The organism is Jannaschia maritima, from assembly GCF_030973515.1.
Taxonomy (GTDB): Bacteria; Pseudomonadota; Alphaproteobacteria; order Rhodobacterales; family Rhodobacteraceae; genus Jannaschia; species Jannaschia maritima.
Genome location: NZ_JARGZA010000007.1, coordinates 147,196 through 161,897, shown reverse-complemented (window position 1 = coordinate 161,897; position 14,702 = coordinate 147,196). Strand labels below are relative to the sequence as shown.

Sequence of the window (14,702 nt, the reverse complement as noted above, 5' to 3'; positions counted from 1 at the left end):
GTCCGGCGGGGCGGCGGGCTAGGCTGGGCCCCATGACACGACCCACCTGGACCATCGCGGGCCACGGCCTGACCGCCACCTTCACCGATCTGGGCGCGATTCTGCACGACCTGCGCCTGGACGGGCACGATGCGCCCCTGGTGCTGGGGCTGGCGGACCTGGACCATTATCCCGAGCACAGCAGCTATATGGGGGCCACGGCGGGGCGCTGCATCAACCGGATCGGCGGGGCGTCGTTCGTGCTGGACGGGCGGCGGCACGACACGGATCCGAACTTCCTGGGACGGCACACGCTGCACGGCGGGTCCGCGGGTCTGGGCAAACGGGTGTGGGAGGCGACCGAGGTGTCCGCGAACGCGATCACCTTCGCGGTCGAACAGGCCGACGGGGACATGGGGTTTCCGGGGGCCTTGCGGGTCACGGCGCGGTTCGACTGCGCCCCGGACGCGACCCTTCGCGTGACCTATCGCGCGGAAACGGACGCGCCGACGATCTGCAACGTCGGACACCACACGTATTGGTGCCTGGACGAGACCGGCGGGCTGGACGATCATGTGCTGACGGTGCCGGGGGCCGACCGCTACGTCGCGGTGGACGACGACCTGATCCCGACCGAGGTCCGCTCCGTCGACGGCACGCCGTTCGACTTCCGCGCAGGCCGGGTGCCCGTGGGGGGCGGGGACGTCCTGGATCACAACCTGTGCCTGTCGGATGGCCGCGTGCCGTGGCGCGACGTCGCCACGCTGCATTCGCGCGCGTCCGGCGTCACGATGCGCCTGGGCACGACGGAGCCGGGGTTGCAGGTCTATGACGGGGCCAAGCTGAAATCGCCCGTGCCGGGGCTGGCGGGGCGGCCCAACGGGTCCCGGTCCGGCGTCGCGCTGGAGCCGCAGGCCTGGCCCGACGCGCCGAACCGTCCCGACTTCCCGTCCGCGGTGCTGCGACCGGGCGACGCTTACGAACAGGTCACGACGTTCCAATTCTCGAAGGGGTGAAGGCCATGCTGGATGGCGGCTATACGACGTATCGGCGCGAGGCGAACCTGATCGGCGGCGACTGGGTCGGCGCGGACGGGGGCGGGACCATCGACGTGACGAACCCGGTGGACGGGTCCGTGATCGGCACCGTTCCGAAGGGCGGACGGGCCGAGACGGCACGTGCCATCGCCGCCGCCCATGCCGCGTTCCCGGGGTTCCGCGACACCGCGCTGATGGAGCGCTGCGCACTGCTGTGGAAGCTGCACGACGCGTTGATGGACAACCAGGCGACGCTGGCCGAACTGTTGACCGTCGAGATGGGCAAGCCGCTGGCGGAGGCGAAGGGCGAGATCGCCATCGGCGCTCAGTACGTCCGCTGGTTCGCCGAGGAAGCCCGCCGCGCGAAGGGCGAGATCGTGCCTGCCGGCGTGAACGGCCGCCGTATCCTGGTGACGAAGCACGCCATCGGGGTGGTGGGCATGATCACGCCCTGGAACTTCCCGTCCTCCATGCTGGCGCGCAAGCTGGCGCCCGCCCTGGCCGCCGGCTGCACGGTGGTCGCCAAGCCCGCGACGGCCACGCCCTATAGCGGCCTGGCCTGGGGGGCGCTGTGCGAGGAGGTGGGCTATCCCGCGGGGGTGGTGAACGTCGTCACCGGGTCCGCGCGCGAGATCGCGGGCGCGATGATGGAGGCGCCGGAGGTGCGCAAGATCACCTTCACCGGGTCCACCGAAGTGGGCAAGGAGCTGATCCGTGGGTCCGCCGACACCGTGAAGAAGGTCAGCATGGAGTTGGGCGGCAACGCGCCCTTCATCGTGTTCGACGACGCCGATCTGGATGCCGCCGTGCAGGGCGCGATGGTGTCGAAGTTCCGCAACGCGGGGCAGACCTGCGTATGTGCGAACCGCATCTATGTGCAATCCGGCATCCACGACGCGTTCGTGGCGAAGCTGGTGGATGCGACGAAGGCGTTGAAGGTGGGCGACGGGCGCGACGCGGGCGTCGAGCAGGGGCCGATGATCGACGGGGATGCGGTCGAGAAGGTCGAAGGGTTCGTGGCCGACGCAACGGCCAAGGGCGGCACGGTCGTCACGGGCGGCAAGCGGCACGATCTGGGCGGCACGTTCTTCGAGCCGACGGTCGTGACGGGGGCCACGCAGGCCATGGACTTCGCCACCGACGAGATCTTCGGCCCCCTGGCGCCGGTCTTCCGCTTCGACACGGAGGCGGAGGCGATCGCCATGGCGAACGCCACGGTCTATGGGCTGGCCTGCTATGCCTATACGACCAATCTGGGCCGCGCCTTCCGGCTGAACGAGGGGCTGCAATACGGCATGATCGGGATCAATTCGGGTCTGATCACCACCGTGGAGGCGCCGTTCGGCGGCGTGAAGGAATCCGGTCTGGGCAAGGAAGGCGGATCGCAGGGGTTGGAGGATTACCTGGAAACCAAGTACGTCTGCATCGACGGGATCTGATGGAGAGCCGGGGGCGGTTCCTGGCCTTCCGGCTGATGCCGGGAACCGACCTGATCGAAGGCCTGCAGGCCGTCCGGGCGGAGGCGGGGGCGCGAGCCATGGCGATCGTCACCTGCGTGGGCTCGCTGACGCGGTGCCGCCTGCGCCATGCGGACCGGGACGCGGGCACGGCGTATGACGGCCGGTTCGAGATCGTATCGCTGGTCGGCACGGTGGATCCGCAGGGACAGCACCTGCATCTGAGCCTGGCGGACGGGGACGGGCGGGTGCGGGGCGGGCACCTGCTGCCGGGATCGGCGATCCACACCACCGCGGAGGTGGTGGCGGTGTCGCTGGAGGACGTGGCCTTCGCACGCGAGGGCTGCGCCGTGTCGGGGTATCGAGAACTGGTCGTGCGCGGCGTCACCAGTCGGTGAGGAGCGTATCCTAGGCGCGGGTGATGGCGTCGGAATGGTCGTCGAGGTTGGCGATCGGCTCCTTTAACCCAGCTTCTGGAACGGCGGCGATCAGATGGGTCATAATGGTGAGTTCGCGGGTGTCGATCTTGATACGCGGATGCAAGTGAGGCGTCGCGTCTGGAACATCGGCAGGCTCCTGTAGCGGGACGACGGTTCGCGTCTTCGTTCCGTAGACGAAATCGGATTGCACGTCCAATACATGTCGTCCATCTCGCAAGCGGTAGACATCGTATCTTGCCATCAGAGCTTCGTCACCGCGAGATCCGATAGAAGCAACCCATTGCGCTCGACCCACTCGCCCCAGGCCTCGAGCGATCCGCGATTCTCCATCGCCCACCGTTTCCGCCTTGCCCGCCCTTCCGCGCGTTCGACGGCGATGCGCATGCCGTCGAGAACGGCATCGTCCATGTCAACACCCAACTCTTCGGCTCGATCGAGCAAGTCGGCGTCGAGTTGAACTTGAATGCGGCGTGGTGGTTGGGCGTTCATGGCGAACCTCCGTGTATGGCGCGAAGGTATGGTCCCGCGCGGCGTCCGTCAGAGGTTCCGTCAGACGGGGTTCGGCGGGTCGCGGCCTTCGGCGATGGCCGCCGCGTTGTCGAGCGCCATGCGGCCCATGTCCTCGCGCACGGCGAGGGTCGCGGTGCCCAGATGGGGCAGCAGCGTGACGTTGGGCAGGGCGCGTAGGGCGTCGGGGACCCGGGGTTCGCGTTCGTAGACGTCGAGGCCCGCGCCCGCGATGCGGCCCGATCGCAAGGCATCGATCAGCGCGGCCTCGTCCACCAGGTTTCCGCGGGCGATGTTCACCAGATGGGCATGGGGGCGCATGGCGGACAGGGCGCGGGCGTCGACGATGTGGTGGGTGCCCGGCGTGGCGGCGGCGGCCACGACGACGACGTCGGATGCGGCGCACAGGTCCGCGACGGTGGCGACCTGTTCGGCCCCGTCCACCGCCTTGGTGGAACGGTTGTGGAAGAGGACGCGCATCCCGAACCCGTCCCGCGCCCGCTTGGCGACGGCCTGCCCGATGCGGCCCATGCCGATCACGCCCAGGGTGGACCCCGACACGGATCGTCCCAGCATTTGCACGGGGTGCCATCCGGACCAGTCACCCGCCCGGACCAGCCGTTCGCCTTCCGCGGCGCGGCGGGCGGTCATTAGGATCAGCATCATCGCGATGTCGGCGGTGGCGTCGGTCACGGCGCCGGGCGTGTTCGTCACCGCCAACCCCGCGGCGCGGGCGGCGGCGACGTCGATGTGGTCGAAGCCCACGCCGAAGTTCGCCAGCCCCTTCGCGCGAACGGGGCCGTCGAAGGCGTCCGCCCCGAAGGCATCGCCCAGGGTGGGCAGGACGACGTCGTATCCGACCAGCGCCGCGCGGCATTCGGCCCGGTCCATCGGCAGGGTCGTGTCGCGGCAGGTCACGTCGAACCGGTCGCGGGCGGCGTCCATGACGCTGTCGGGCAGGGCACGCGATATCAGCAGGCGGTCCATCGTCAGTGCATTCGCCCGCCTTCGGGGACGGGCTGGTCGGGGGCCAGCAGCACCACCTCGCCCGCGCGGTCGGGCAGGCCGAGGACCAGGACCTCGGACATGAAGGGGCCGATCTGGCGGGGCGGGAAGTTCACGACGGCGACGACCTGCCGCCCGATCAGGGTGCCCGGCGCGTAATGCGCCGTGACCTGGGCGGAGGTCTTGCGCTCCCCCAGTTCGGGACCGAAGTCGATCCACATCTTGATCGCGGGCTTGCGGGCTTCGGGGAAGGGTTCGGCCCGGACGATCGTGCCCACGCGGATGTCGACCGCTTGGAAGTCGTCGAAGGTGATCGGGGTCATCCGCGCAACGCCCTGGACCGGTCGGCGGCGGCGGCGACCGTGCGTTCCATCAGGTCGGGCAGTTCGTCCATCAGGACGGCCAGCCCCGCCTGCGTCGTGCCGTTCGGCGATGTCACGTCGCGGCGCAACTGCGCGGGATCGGCGCCGTCCAGCGCAAGCTTGCCCGCGCCCGCGACCGTCGCGCGTGCCAGGCGCAGGGCCAGGTCGGGCGCCAGGCCCTGGGCGATGCCGGCGGCGGCCATCGCCTCGATTAGGTGGAAGACATAGGCCGGGCCCGATCCCGACAGGCCGGTGACGGCGTCCATCTGCGTCTCGTCGTCCAGGCGTACCACGTCGCCCACGGCGGACAGGAACGTCTGCGCGAGGTCGAGGTCGGCGTCCCCGGCGTTCGCGTTGCCGACGATGGCAGTGATGCCCGCGCCCACGGCGGCGGGCGTGTTCGGCATGGCGCGCACGATCCGCGCATCCGGGCCGAACGCGGCTTCGAACGCCGCGATGGTCGTCCCGGCGGCGACGGAAACGAACAGCGTGTTCCGCAACCCCTGCAGGGCGGGCAGGGCGTCGCCCATCGTCTGCGGCTTGACCGCGATCAGGGTCAGGGCGGGGGTGTCGGGCAGGGGGCCGTCCAGCACCACGCCCGTGCCGCGCAGCCAGTCCGACGGGGCCGGGTCGACGACGTGGACGGCAGCTGGGTCCAGGCCCCCCGCCAGCCATCCGGCCAGCATGGCGGAGCCCATCTTACCGCAGCCCAGCAGGACCAGGCCGCGGCGGTTCACGTCGTCCATCCGCGTCATGCGCGGCCGTAGGCCTCCGCGATGGCGATCTGCATCGCCTCCTGCGGGGTGCGGCCCCCCCAGCAGACCAGTTGGAAGGCTGGATAGAAGCGTTCGCCCGCCAGCACCGCTTCGGCGATGAGGTGGTTGACCTGTTCGGCCTGCGCCATCGCGCCGCCCGCCAGCACGAGGCCATAGCGGAACACCATCAGGTCGTCGCGCGCCCAATAGGTGAAGTTGCCCGTCCAGCATTCGTCGTTGGCGCGGTTCAGCAGTTCGTAGAGGCCGGGCAGGGATTCGTCGGGGGGCGCCATCTCGAAGCAGCAGATCAGGCGCAGCGTCTCGTCCACCTCCGACCAGGCGAGGGTGACGGAATAGGTCCGCCATTGCCCTTCGACGATCATGGCGATCTGGTCGTCGCCGACGCGGTCGAAGTCCCAGTCGTGCGCTTCCGCCACCGTTTCGACCAAGTCGATCGGGTGCAGGTCGCCCGTTTCCGCGAATGAGTTGCGCTGATGGAGCATGGGGTGCGATCCTCCCTGGGTTCGCGACGGGTTGGACGCCGGACAGGGATTGGAATCGCTCGCCCTGCGCCTACCAGATATGGTGGTGCGGTGGTGGTGGGCTGTAAAGGATGGCCTTTCCGTTATCCCCAAGTTTCCGCCCCCGGCCCGGGCGTGCGCGTCCTGCACCGCCATTATGCACAGGCCCGCGTTCCGCCCTGGGGACGATTGAGCTAGGGGGATCCCGATGGCCGCCCGGACGGGGGGCCGGACCGATCGCCACTGCCGAAGGATTCGACGCCATGACCGATCCGACCCGCCCCGACCTGTCCGGACAGGTCGCGCTGATCACCGGGGCCAGCCGGGGGATCGGCGCCGCCGCCGCCCGCCATCTGGCCGATCTGGGCGCGCGCGTCGTGCTGGCCGCCCGTGGCGCCGCCGCGATCAAGGCCCTGGCCGACGAGATCGGGGACGCGGCCTGGGCGCACGCGCTGGACGTGGCCGACGCGGATGGGTTCGCCGCCCTGGTCGACGCGGTGGTGGACCGGTGGGGGCGCATCGACCTGCTGGTGAACAATGCGGGCCTGATCGACCCCATCGCGCGCATCGTCGACAGCGACCCCGCGGCCTGGGCCACGGTGATCGACGTGAACGTGAAGGGCGTCTATCACGGCCTGCGCTTCGTCATGCCGGTGATGGCCCGGCAGGGCGGGGGCACGGTGGTCAACATATCGTCGGGCGCGGCCAACGGCGCGCTGGAAGGTTGGTCGCATTACTGCGCGTCGAAGGCCGCCGTCCTGCGGCTGACCGGCGTGGCCCACCAGGAGGGGCAGGCCCAAGGCATCCGCGTGATCGGCCTGTCGCCCGGCACCGTGGCCACGCAGATGCAACGCGAGATCGCCGCGTCGGGCATCAATCCGGTCAGCCGATTGGACTGGGACGCGCACATACCGCCCGAATGGGTCGCCGGCGCCATCGCCTTCCTGGCGACGCCCGCCGGGGACGCCTGGCTGGGGACCGACTTCTCGCTCAAGACGCCCGAAGGGCGGCGGGCGGTGGGCCTGCCCGTGCCCTGATGCGCCCGCCGCTCGCCGGTCAGCCCCCCAGCATCCGCAGGAAGTTCTCGATCTCGCGCCGCCTGTCGTCGGCGCGGGTGGTCTGTTCGTCCAAGCCGAGACGGAAGGCCAGGTCGCGTCGGTCGGGATCGGCGTCGAGACCGTCCAGGACATCGGCATAGCGACCGACGTCGCCGGCGTCGCCTGCCAGACCCTGGCCGACCAAGTCGTCCGCGGAGGCGCGAAGCGCGGCCGCAATCTCGGCCAGGGACAGCTCGGGGTGGTACTGCACGCCCCAGAACGTGCCCGCCCCGCGCCGGATCTCGGCCGCCTGGACGGGCGTGGCGCGCGTGCGGGCCAAGACGGTCCCGCCATCCGGCATCAGGTCCACCATGGAGGCATGCATCGCAGGTGCATCCCAGGCACCGGGCCGATCGGCCAGGAGGGGGTGGTCCGCGCCGTCCGGCGTGCGCCACACGCCCCGCGCGAAGGCGGCCTCCATCGTTTCGGACCGGGGGCGGACGGACCCGCCGGCGGCCACCACCGCGATCTGCAACCCCGCGCAGGATCCGAACGACGGCAGGCCGGCTTCGTAGACCGCTTCCATGAAGCGCGCCGCGCTGCGGACCTCCGGGGCGTTTTCGTGCATCTGGATGGGTGAGCCGGCGAACACGGCGCCGTCGTATCCGGACAGCGCCGGGGGCGGCGTTCCTTCGACGCAATTGACGTCCGTCAGTCGGAGGCCGGGCCGCATCTGCCGCAGCGTGTCGGCGAAGCTTTCGTGCGAGGCGCCGCCGCTGCGCTTGCGGCGGGCGTCCTGCTGGTCCTGCGTCTCGGAGGAGACGACGAGTATGGAGAGGGATATTCCGGCACCTGTGGGACGAGGGGCGCCACGGCGGGCGCGGCGGGTCGGTTGGGGGGCATGCCGGCCGCGGAGCCGGCCCGCGCTTCCAGTCGGGAGGTAGTCGCGATCACCGTCCGCGCCAACCCGAGCTTCCGTCACGTTCGCGACATCCGTCGCACGGCGGTGCCGGGCATGGGTCGTGGTGCGCCCCTGGCGCGCCGCCGCGCGGCGTGGTCAACGTGTCGCGAACGGCGGCGGAAGGGGCGCATGATCGGGGGCATCGACCTGGGCGGCACGAAGATGGAGGCGCGGCTCTTCGAGGGGCCTGATGCCGCGACCGTGGCCTCGCGGCGCGTGGCGACCCCGCTCGCGTCGTTCGACGCGCTGTGCACCGCGGCGCTGGACCTGATCGCGTGGCTGGATGCCGAAGCAGGCAGGCGCGTGTCCGTGGGCGTGGCGCTGCCGGGGCTCGCGGACCCTCGGACGGGGGCGTGGTTCGCGGCGAACGTGCCCTTGACGGGTCATTTGCCCGCCGACGTCCTGTCGACGGGCGCGGGCCGGCCCGTAACGGTCGTGGGCGACGGCGCGGCCTTCGCCGTGTCGGAGGCGCGGGGCGGGGCCGCCGACGGAGTTCGGGTCGTGATGGGACTGATCCTGGGCACCGGGGTCGGCGGGGGCCTGTGCGTGGACGGCGTGCCGCCCCCCCGCCACGGCGACCTGCCGTTGGAGGTGGGCCACGTCGGAGCGCCTGCCGCCGCGCTGGCCCGCCATGACCTGCCGTTGTGGGACTGTTGTTGCGGGCGCGCGGGCTGCAATGAGGTCTATGCCTCCGGAACGGGTCTGGCACGCATCGCGTCGTGGCGGACGGGCCGTCCCGTCCGGGTGGAGGACGGCGTGCCGGGGGACGTCCTGACGATCTGGATCGACGTGCTGGCGGACGTGCTGCGCGACCTGCATTTGCTAGTGGCGCCCGAAGCCGTCGTGCTGGGTGGTGGCGCGTCCCGGGTGGACCGCCTTACGGAGCGGCTGACGGACGCCCTCCACCCCCGCATGTTGGGGCCGCAGCCGGCGCCGCGCATCCTGCGCGCACTGCATGGCGACAGTTCCGGCGCGCGCGGCGCCGCGCTGCTGGCCGCCGACCGGGCCGCCGCATGACCGCCCGTCTGCACCTGTCCCAGCGCCACGTCGCAGGACCCGGCAACGGCGGGTTCACGTTCCGCCTGCGCAACCTGGGCGACCGTCCGGTGACCGTGGTCCGCCTGTGCTATGCGTCCATGACGCGGCTGGCGGACGACGTGGCCGTCACGGGCGGGCGGGTCCACCGCAAACTGGCCAACCATGTGGAGGTCGCGCTGGACCCCGTGCCGACCCTGCCGCCGGGGCAGGGGGTCGACGTCGCGCTGCACGGGTTGACCCACCCGCCCCTGAACCGGTCGCAGGGGGCGATGGCGGCTTGGGTCGTGGACGCGGACGGCGTCGCCCTGTCCGCCACGGTGGGCGATCTGCAGCCCCCCGACGACCGGCCCCGCGGCCCGGTGAAGCCCTGGCCCGCGGGCCGGGCCGCTGCGCTGGGCCTGCTGCCCTGGCCCGCCCGGGTCGCGGTCGATGGCCTGGGCCCCGCGCCGGTCCTGTCGCCCGCGGCGGATGCCGACCCGGTTCCGTTCGCCGCGGTCGCGGCGCTGCATCGCCGGCTGTTTCCCACGGCACCCGCCCCGTTCGACTTGGGCGAAGGCGGGCTCCCGGTGCGATTGGTCGCAGGGGACGGTGCGCCCGGATCCTATTCGCTGGACTTCGATGACGTGATCACGGTGCGCCACCGTGATGCGGATGGCTTACGGCACGGCGTGATCACGTTGGCGCAGATGGCCCATGCGGCGCGGGGGGACGGCGGCTATCGGTTCCCATCCCGCGGCAGGATCGAGGACGCCCCGACCCACGGATGGCGGGGGTGCCACCTGGACGTCGCCCGCAACATGCGCAGCGCGGGGGAGGTCCTGCGCCTGCTCGACGTCATGGCGTGGCACAAGCTGAACCGGTTCCACTGGCACCTGTCGGACGACGAAGGATACCGCCTTCCGTCCCGGGCCTTTCCCGCCCTGGCCGATATCGGCGCGCGGCGCGGGGGCGACGCGCCGCTGCCGCCGCAATACGCCGACGGTCCGGAGGGGCAGGCGGGCACCTACTCGCAACTCGAGGTCGCCGCAGTCGTGGCGCATGCGGCGGCCCTGGGCATCGAGGTCGTGCCGGAGATCGACCTGCCCGGGCACACCACCGCCATCCTGAGCGCGATCCCCGACCTGGCCGATTCGGACGAGCCCGCAGACAGCTATCGGTCCATCCAGGGGTATCCGAACAACGCCCTGAACCCCGGCCTGCCCCGCACCTACGAGGTGGTGGAGGCGCTTCTGGACGAGGTGTTCGCGCTGTTCCCCGGCGCGGTGATCCATGTCGGCGGGGACGAGGTGGACGCGAACGCCTGGCACGCCTCGCCCGCCGCCGCGGCGTTGGGGATCGAGGGAGCGATGGCGTTGCAGTCCCACTTCCTGCGCCGTGTCCAGGCGATGGTGCGCGCGCGGGGGAGGACCATGGCGGGCTGGGACGAATGCGCCCGCGGCGGCGGCGTGTTCCCGGAGGGGGCGATCCTGATGGCATGGCAGACGCGCGAGCTGACTGCGGAACTGATCGCGCAGGGCTACGACGTGGTCGCGACGCCGGGGCAGGCGTATTATCTGGACATGGTACAGGGGGCGGGGTGGGACGCGCCGGGCACATCCTGGGCCGGCCCGGTCCCGGTCGAACGGACCTACGCGTACGAGCCGACCGCGGGCCTGCCGGACGGTCCGGGGCGCTTGCTGGGCGTGCAGGCCTGCCTTTGGTCTGAGCACCTGTCCGACATGGACCGCTTGCGCGACATGGCGCATCCGCGCCTGTCAGCCGTGGCCGAGGCCGCTTGGACCCCGCCCGGCGCGAAGGACTTCTCCCGCTTCGCCGCCCATGCCCGCCTGATGCCGCTGCCGTGACCGGTCCGACGCATTGGACGCCCCTGGCCTTCGATCCGCCGGACACGATGGCGGGCGCGCGCGTCCGGCTGGAACGGCTGCGCCCGGGCCATGCGGCGGCGCTGCACGCCGCGAACGCGGCGGACGACGCGATGTGGGACCGGCTGCCCTATGGTCCCTTCGCGGACGGCGCGGCGTATGCCGACTGGGTCGCCGGGTCCGCGGCGCAGACGGATCCGGCCTTCTATGCGATGCGGTCGGGGGCGGGGTGGTGCGGCGTGGGCGCGCTGATGCGGATCGATCGCGCCCATGGCTCGATCGAGATCGGGCATCTGGCGTTCGCGCCTACGCTGCGACGGACCCCCGCCGCGACCGAGGCTCTGTTCCTGATGGCGGACAGGGCCTTCGACGCGGGGTTCCGGCGGCTGGAATGGAAGTGCGACGCGGCCAACGCCGCCAGCCGGCGGGCGGCGGAGCGGTTGGGCTTCACCGCGGAAGGCACGTTCCGTCAGCACATGGTCGTGAAGGGCCGCAGCCGGGACACGGCCTGGTTCTCGATCCTGGATCGGGAATGGCCGGACCGGCGTGCCGCGCTGGTCACTTGGTTGGCGCCGGCCAACTTCGATGCGGACGGACGGCAGATCCGGTCGCTGGGCGCGATCCGGGCGGCGGGGGTCAGATGACCCGCCGCTCCAGCGTCCGTGCGGTGACGACGGATCGCAGCCGTTCGCGCAGTTCCGCCGACGGCGCCTTCAGGGATCCGATTTCGCGCAGGAGGCCGGTGTCGTTGCCCGTCCGCGCGAGGCCACGCAGGAAGCCCGCGATGAAGCCCGTGGGCACGGCTTCGTCCGCCAGCATCCGGGCCGCGCTCGCATAGTCTTCCGCCAGGGCCAGCCGGTCGGGGGTGACCGTGTCGTTGCTGACCGCTCGCAGGCCCATGGGGCGACGCGAGGCGGGCAAACGAGACAGGATGGCCTGCTGGAACGCCGCGAGGCTGTCGATGGGCTTGGGCAGGAACCCGTCCGCGCCGGCGGCGAGGGCGTCGGCTTCCGCGGCGTGGCGGTCCACGCCGGAGGTCGCCAGAATCACGTCGGGCCGGTTCGGCGAGGCATGTAGCCTGGCGATCAGGTCCGTTCCGGGTCCGTCGGGCAGTCCGAGATCCACGATGGCGACGCCGGGGGCATAGGTGCCGAGGTGGCGGTCGGCGCTGGCGATGCAGTCCGCGCGGCGGATGCGCGCACCCGACGCCATGCAGAGCAGGCGCACCGCTTCGGAGGCGAAGCGGCTGTCTTCAACCAGAAGGACGGTCAAGCCCAGGAGGGGGCGCTGCGCGGTCGGGGCGGGGCGGGCGAGGGTCGCGAGTTCGTCCATTCTGAGACCTCTGGGATGGCGGCCCTTCCAGGCCTTTGCGTCAAATTGCTCCCGGCCCCTTAACGAGTTATGAATCGTCCGGCCCCCCGCGTGCAGGGGCGGGTTTGCAGAACGGGGTACCCTCCATGATCGGACGATTGAACCACGTGGCGATCGCCGTTCCGGACCTGGAAGCCGCGGCGTCGCAGTACCGCGACGTGCTGGGCGCCACCGTGGGGTCCCCACAGGACGAGCCCGCCCATGGCGTGCGCGTCGTATTCGTCGACCTGCCCAACACGAAGGTCGAGTTCCTGCACCCCCTGGGCGAGGACAGCCCGATCGCGGCGTTCCTAGCACGGCATCCGGCCGGCGGGATCCATCATGTCTGCTACGAGGTGGGGGACATCGTCGCGGCCCGCGACCATCTGCTGCAGCACGGCGCGCGCGTCCTGGGCGACGGGACGCCGAAGATCGGCGCCCACGGCCAACCCGTCCTGTTCCTGCACCCCAAGGATTTCACCGGCACCCTGATCGAGTTGGAGCAGGTCGCATGAGCATCTTCTCCGCCGTCGTCGTCTTCGCCATGGTGTGGGCGATGGTCATGCTGATCCTGTTGCAGACCGGGGTCCGCACGCAGGGGGACACCGGCAGCCGGGTGGAGGGGACGCACGCCTCGGCGCCCGAGTTCGTCGGCCTGAAGCGCCGGTTGTGGCGCGCGACCTGGATCGCGTTCCTGATCTGGGCGCCGTTGGTCTGGTTGATCGTGTCGGGGCTGATCGGGATCGACGACATCCGCTGGATCACCGGGCGGTCCGTCTAGACCCTCCCTGCCGAATCAGGATCGGTGCCGCGCAGACGGTGGAACAGATGCGTGAACGCGGCCGCCCCCACCACCGGGACGAGCAGGTTCAGGACGGGGACCGACAACGGCACGGCCATCAGCACGCCAGTCAGCCAGATGCGTCCGCGGTGCCTGCGGCGGAAGGCACGGGCGCGATCGACGGGCAGGTGCCGGGCCGCGACCATGTGGGCGTATTCCCGGCCCAGCAGAAACCCGTTCACCCCCCAGAACACGAAGAGCGCGATCGGGGCCAGGAAGACATAGGCCACCAGCGCGCCCGCATTGACCAGAATCACCAGGCCCAGAAAGCCCGCGCTCTCGCCCAGCACCTCCCCCCAACCCTGCGACCGTGGCGGGGGCAGGTGGGGGTAGTGGCGCGCCTCAACCGCTGCGGCGATGCGGTCGAGGAACAGGCCCGTGAAGGCCGATGCGACCGGCACCATCAGGAACACGCTGGCAACGAGGGTCAGCGGCAGCACCGCGAAGCCCGCCGCCTCGTCCAGCCAAGTCACGGGACCCAGCCAGGGCAGGGTGACGGTGGGGCCGACCAGCCAGCGCGCGAGCCAGACGGCGAGGGCGACGAACCCCGCCAGCAGCGCCACGGACAGCCCGATCCCCGTTAACAGGACCCCGCGGAAGCGTGGGTCGCCCAACTGGCCCAGCGCCCGAAGGATGTCCTTCACGCGTCGATCCAGGTCGTCAGGGCGGCGACGTCGGGGCGGGGGCGGTCGGGGGGCACCGCCGTTTCGGTCCCTAGGACGACGAAGCCCGCGACCCATTCACGTTCCGACAAGCCGAGCACGTCTTCGAGGAAGGGTCGATCGAGGGCCAAGGTGCCGGACAGCCAGTTGGCCCCGAACCCGCCCGCGGCGGCGGCGTTCAGGAGGCCCAGGCACACCGCACCCGCCGAAAGCGTCTGCTCGACCTCCGGGATGGGGGCGTCGGCCACGGGGCTGGCGACGATACAGACCACAACGGGCGCGTCGCGGAACAGCGACGCCGCCTTGCCGGTGTCCTTCTCGGACGCGCCGAGTGACGTCATCCGCGCCTGTGCCGCATCGGCGAGGCGCGACAGCGCGGCCCCTTCGGCGACGACGAAGCGCCAGGGTTCCAGTTTCTTATGGTCGGGGACGCGGACCGCGAGCGTCAGCATCGTGGTCAGGGCATCGCGATCCGGCGCCGGCGCGGTCAACGACCGTGCGGGGCGGGACCTGCGCGTGGACAGGAAATCCGTGACCTCCGGCCGGGGCCGGAGGGCGTTTGCTTGCGACATGATGGCCCCCGTTATGCTCGCATCGCGATGTGCGATGCGGCCGGGGGCGTTTCAAGTCGTCAGTCTAGCGCGACGAGATCGACGGCGGACGCACGGCCGTCACGGCCTTCGCGCAGTTCGTACTGTACCTTCTGGTTGTCGCGCAGGCCCGTAAGGCCCGCACGCTCGACGGCGGAGATGTGAACGAAGATGTCCTTGCCCCCGTCGTCGGGCGCGACGAAGCCGTAGCCCTTGGTGGAATTGAACCATTTGACGGTTCCGGTGGCCATGATGTGGCCCTCCCATGATGGTCGTCCGCCCGCAGGATCGCGACGGT

20 protein-coding genes are annotated in these 14,702 nt (G+C 71.1%); 9 read left to right on the top strand and 11 right to left on the bottom strand.

What is annotated here, in order from left to right:
• The first annotated feature begins 32 nt into the window (after positions 1-32).
• From P0084_RS08875 to P0084_RS08865, 3 genes are read left to right on the top strand one after another with little or no spacing between them, the layout of a single operon-like run.
• Positions 33-995: an aldose epimerase family protein gene (locus P0084_RS08875; RefSeq protein WP_308916471.1), complete on the top strand. Its 963-nt coding sequence runs from the start codon at positions 33-35 to the stop codon at positions 993-995.
• Between the two features lie 5 nt (positions 996-1,000).
• Positions 1,001-2,455, top strand: coding sequence for an NAD-dependent succinate-semialdehyde dehydrogenase (locus P0084_RS08870; protein WP_308916470.1), 1,455 nt, complete (start codon positions 1,001-1,003; stop codon positions 2,453-2,455).
• Complete coding sequence (locus P0084_RS08865) at positions 2,455-2,871, top strand: PPC domain-containing DNA-binding protein (protein ID WP_308916469.1); 417 nt, start codon at positions 2,455-2,457, stop codon at positions 2,869-2,871. The genes P0084_RS08870 and P0084_RS08865 overlap by 1 nt, the downstream gene beginning before the upstream one ends.
• A gap of 10 nt (positions 2,872-2,881) precedes the next feature.
• Here the strand turns inward: P0084_RS08865 and P0084_RS08860 are convergent, their stop codons facing one another.
• Genes P0084_RS08860 through P0084_RS08835 form a run of 6 tightly spaced genes read right to left on the bottom strand, consistent with a single transcriptional unit; the run spans position 2,882 to position 6,045 of the window.
• Positions 2,882-3,154 carry a CcdB family protein gene (locus P0084_RS08860; protein ID WP_308916468.1) on the bottom strand — a complete coding sequence of 91 codons (273 nt, stop codon included), beginning with the start codon at positions 3,152-3,154 and terminating at the stop codon, positions 2,882-2,884.
• Positions 3,154-3,402 carry a type II toxin-antitoxin system CcdA family antitoxin gene (locus P0084_RS08855; RefSeq protein WP_308916467.1) on the bottom strand — a complete coding sequence of 83 codons (249 nt, stop codon included), beginning with the start codon at positions 3,400-3,402 and terminating at the stop codon, positions 3,154-3,156. Before P0084_RS08855 ends, P0084_RS08860 begins: the two co-directional genes overlap by 1 nt.
• Positions 3,403-3,462: 60 nt before the next feature.
• Positions 3,463-4,407, bottom strand: coding sequence for a 2-hydroxyacid dehydrogenase (locus P0084_RS08850; RefSeq protein WP_308916466.1), 945 nt, complete (start codon positions 4,405-4,407; stop codon positions 3,463-3,465).
• A gap of 2 nt (positions 4,408-4,409) precedes the next feature.
• Positions 4,410-4,748: a tRNA-binding protein gene (locus P0084_RS08845; RefSeq protein WP_308916465.1), complete on the bottom strand. Its 339-nt coding sequence runs from the start codon at positions 4,746-4,748 to the stop codon at positions 4,410-4,412.
• Positions 4,745-5,542, bottom strand: a complete 798-nt coding sequence (gene proC / locus P0084_RS08840) for a pyrroline-5-carboxylate reductase (RefSeq protein ID WP_308916464.1) — start codon at positions 5,540-5,542, stop codon at positions 4,745-4,747. The genes P0084_RS08845 and proC overlap by 4 nt, the downstream gene beginning before the upstream one ends.
• A complete protein-coding gene (locus tag P0084_RS08835) occupies positions 5,539-6,045 on the bottom strand; it encodes a type III secretion system chaperone family protein (RefSeq protein WP_308916463.1) in 507 nt (168 codons plus the stop codon). Before P0084_RS08835 ends, proC begins: the two co-directional genes overlap by 4 nt.
• A 281-nt stretch (positions 6,046-6,326) precedes the next feature.
• Between P0084_RS08835 and P0084_RS08830 the strand changes: the two genes are divergently transcribed.
• Positions 6,327-7,100 (top strand): SDR family oxidoreductase, encoded by a 774-nt coding sequence (locus tag P0084_RS08830; RefSeq protein WP_308916462.1) that lies wholly within the window; start codon positions 6,327-6,329, stop codon positions 7,098-7,100.
• A 19-nt stretch (positions 7,101-7,119) separates the two neighbouring features.
• Here the strand turns inward: P0084_RS08830 and P0084_RS08825 are convergent, their stop codons facing one another.
• Positions 7,120-7,833 carry a glutamine amidotransferase-related protein gene (locus P0084_RS08825; RefSeq protein ID WP_308916461.1) on the bottom strand — a complete coding sequence of 238 codons (714 nt, stop codon included), beginning with the start codon at positions 7,831-7,833 and terminating at the stop codon, positions 7,120-7,122.
• Between the two features lie 357 nt (positions 7,834-8,190).
• On the opposite strand from P0084_RS08825, the gene P0084_RS08820 reads away from it, so the two are divergent.
• From P0084_RS08820 to P0084_RS08810, 3 genes are read left to right on the top strand one after another with little or no spacing between them, the layout of a single operon-like run.
• A complete protein-coding gene (locus P0084_RS08820; RefSeq protein WP_308916460.1) occupies positions 8,191-9,078 on the top strand; it encodes an ROK family protein in 888 nt (295 codons plus the stop codon).
• Positions 9,075-10,943 carry a beta-N-acetylhexosaminidase gene (locus P0084_RS08815; protein WP_308916459.1) on the top strand — a complete coding sequence of 623 codons (1,869 nt, stop codon included), beginning with the start codon at positions 9,075-9,077 and terminating at the stop codon, positions 10,941-10,943. The genes P0084_RS08820 and P0084_RS08815 overlap by 4 nt, the downstream gene beginning before the upstream one ends.
• Entirely contained in the window at positions 10,940-11,605 is a 666-nt protein-coding gene (locus tag P0084_RS08810; protein WP_374213628.1) for a GNAT family N-acetyltransferase, read from the top strand. Before P0084_RS08815 ends, P0084_RS08810 begins: the two co-directional genes overlap by 4 nt.
• Here P0084_RS08810 and P0084_RS08805 read toward each other — a convergent pair.
• The gene (locus P0084_RS08805) at positions 11,598-12,293 is read right to left on the bottom strand and encodes a response regulator (protein ID WP_308916458.1); all 696 of its coding nucleotides are present in this window, start codon (positions 12,291-12,293) and stop codon (positions 11,598-11,600) included. The two genes, P0084_RS08810 and P0084_RS08805, sit on opposite strands and share 8 nt — an antisense overlap.
• A 125-nt stretch (positions 12,294-12,418) precedes the next feature.
• Between P0084_RS08805 and mce the strand changes: the two genes are divergently transcribed.
• Positions 12,419-12,826 (top strand): methylmalonyl-CoA epimerase, encoded by a 408-nt coding sequence (gene mce / locus P0084_RS08800; RefSeq protein WP_308916457.1) that lies wholly within the window; start codon positions 12,419-12,421, stop codon positions 12,824-12,826.
• Positions 12,823-13,092, top strand: coding sequence for a DUF1467 family protein (locus tag P0084_RS08795; RefSeq protein ID WP_308916456.1), 270 nt, complete (start codon positions 12,823-12,825; stop codon positions 13,090-13,092). Before mce ends, P0084_RS08795 begins: the two co-directional genes overlap by 4 nt.
• Here P0084_RS08795 and P0084_RS08790 read toward each other — a convergent pair.
• The 3 genes from P0084_RS08790 to P0084_RS08780 are packed head-to-tail and all read right to left on the bottom strand — an operon-like array spanning position 13,089 to position 14,655.
• Positions 13,089-13,796 carry an EI24 domain-containing protein gene (locus P0084_RS08790; RefSeq protein ID WP_308916455.1) on the bottom strand — a complete coding sequence of 236 codons (708 nt, stop codon included), beginning with the start codon at positions 13,794-13,796 and terminating at the stop codon, positions 13,089-13,091. The two genes, P0084_RS08795 and P0084_RS08790, sit on opposite strands and share 4 nt — an antisense overlap.
• A complete protein-coding gene (locus tag P0084_RS08785) occupies positions 13,793-14,386 on the bottom strand; it encodes a nitroreductase family protein (protein ID WP_308916454.1) in 594 nt (197 codons plus the stop codon). Before P0084_RS08785 ends, P0084_RS08790 begins: the two co-directional genes overlap by 4 nt.
• A 59-nt stretch (positions 14,387-14,445) precedes the next feature.
• Positions 14,446-14,655 (bottom strand): cold-shock protein, encoded by a 210-nt coding sequence (locus tag P0084_RS08780; RefSeq protein ID WP_308916453.1) that lies wholly within the window; start codon positions 14,653-14,655, stop codon positions 14,446-14,448.
• Positions 14,656-14,702 lie beyond the last annotated feature (47 nt).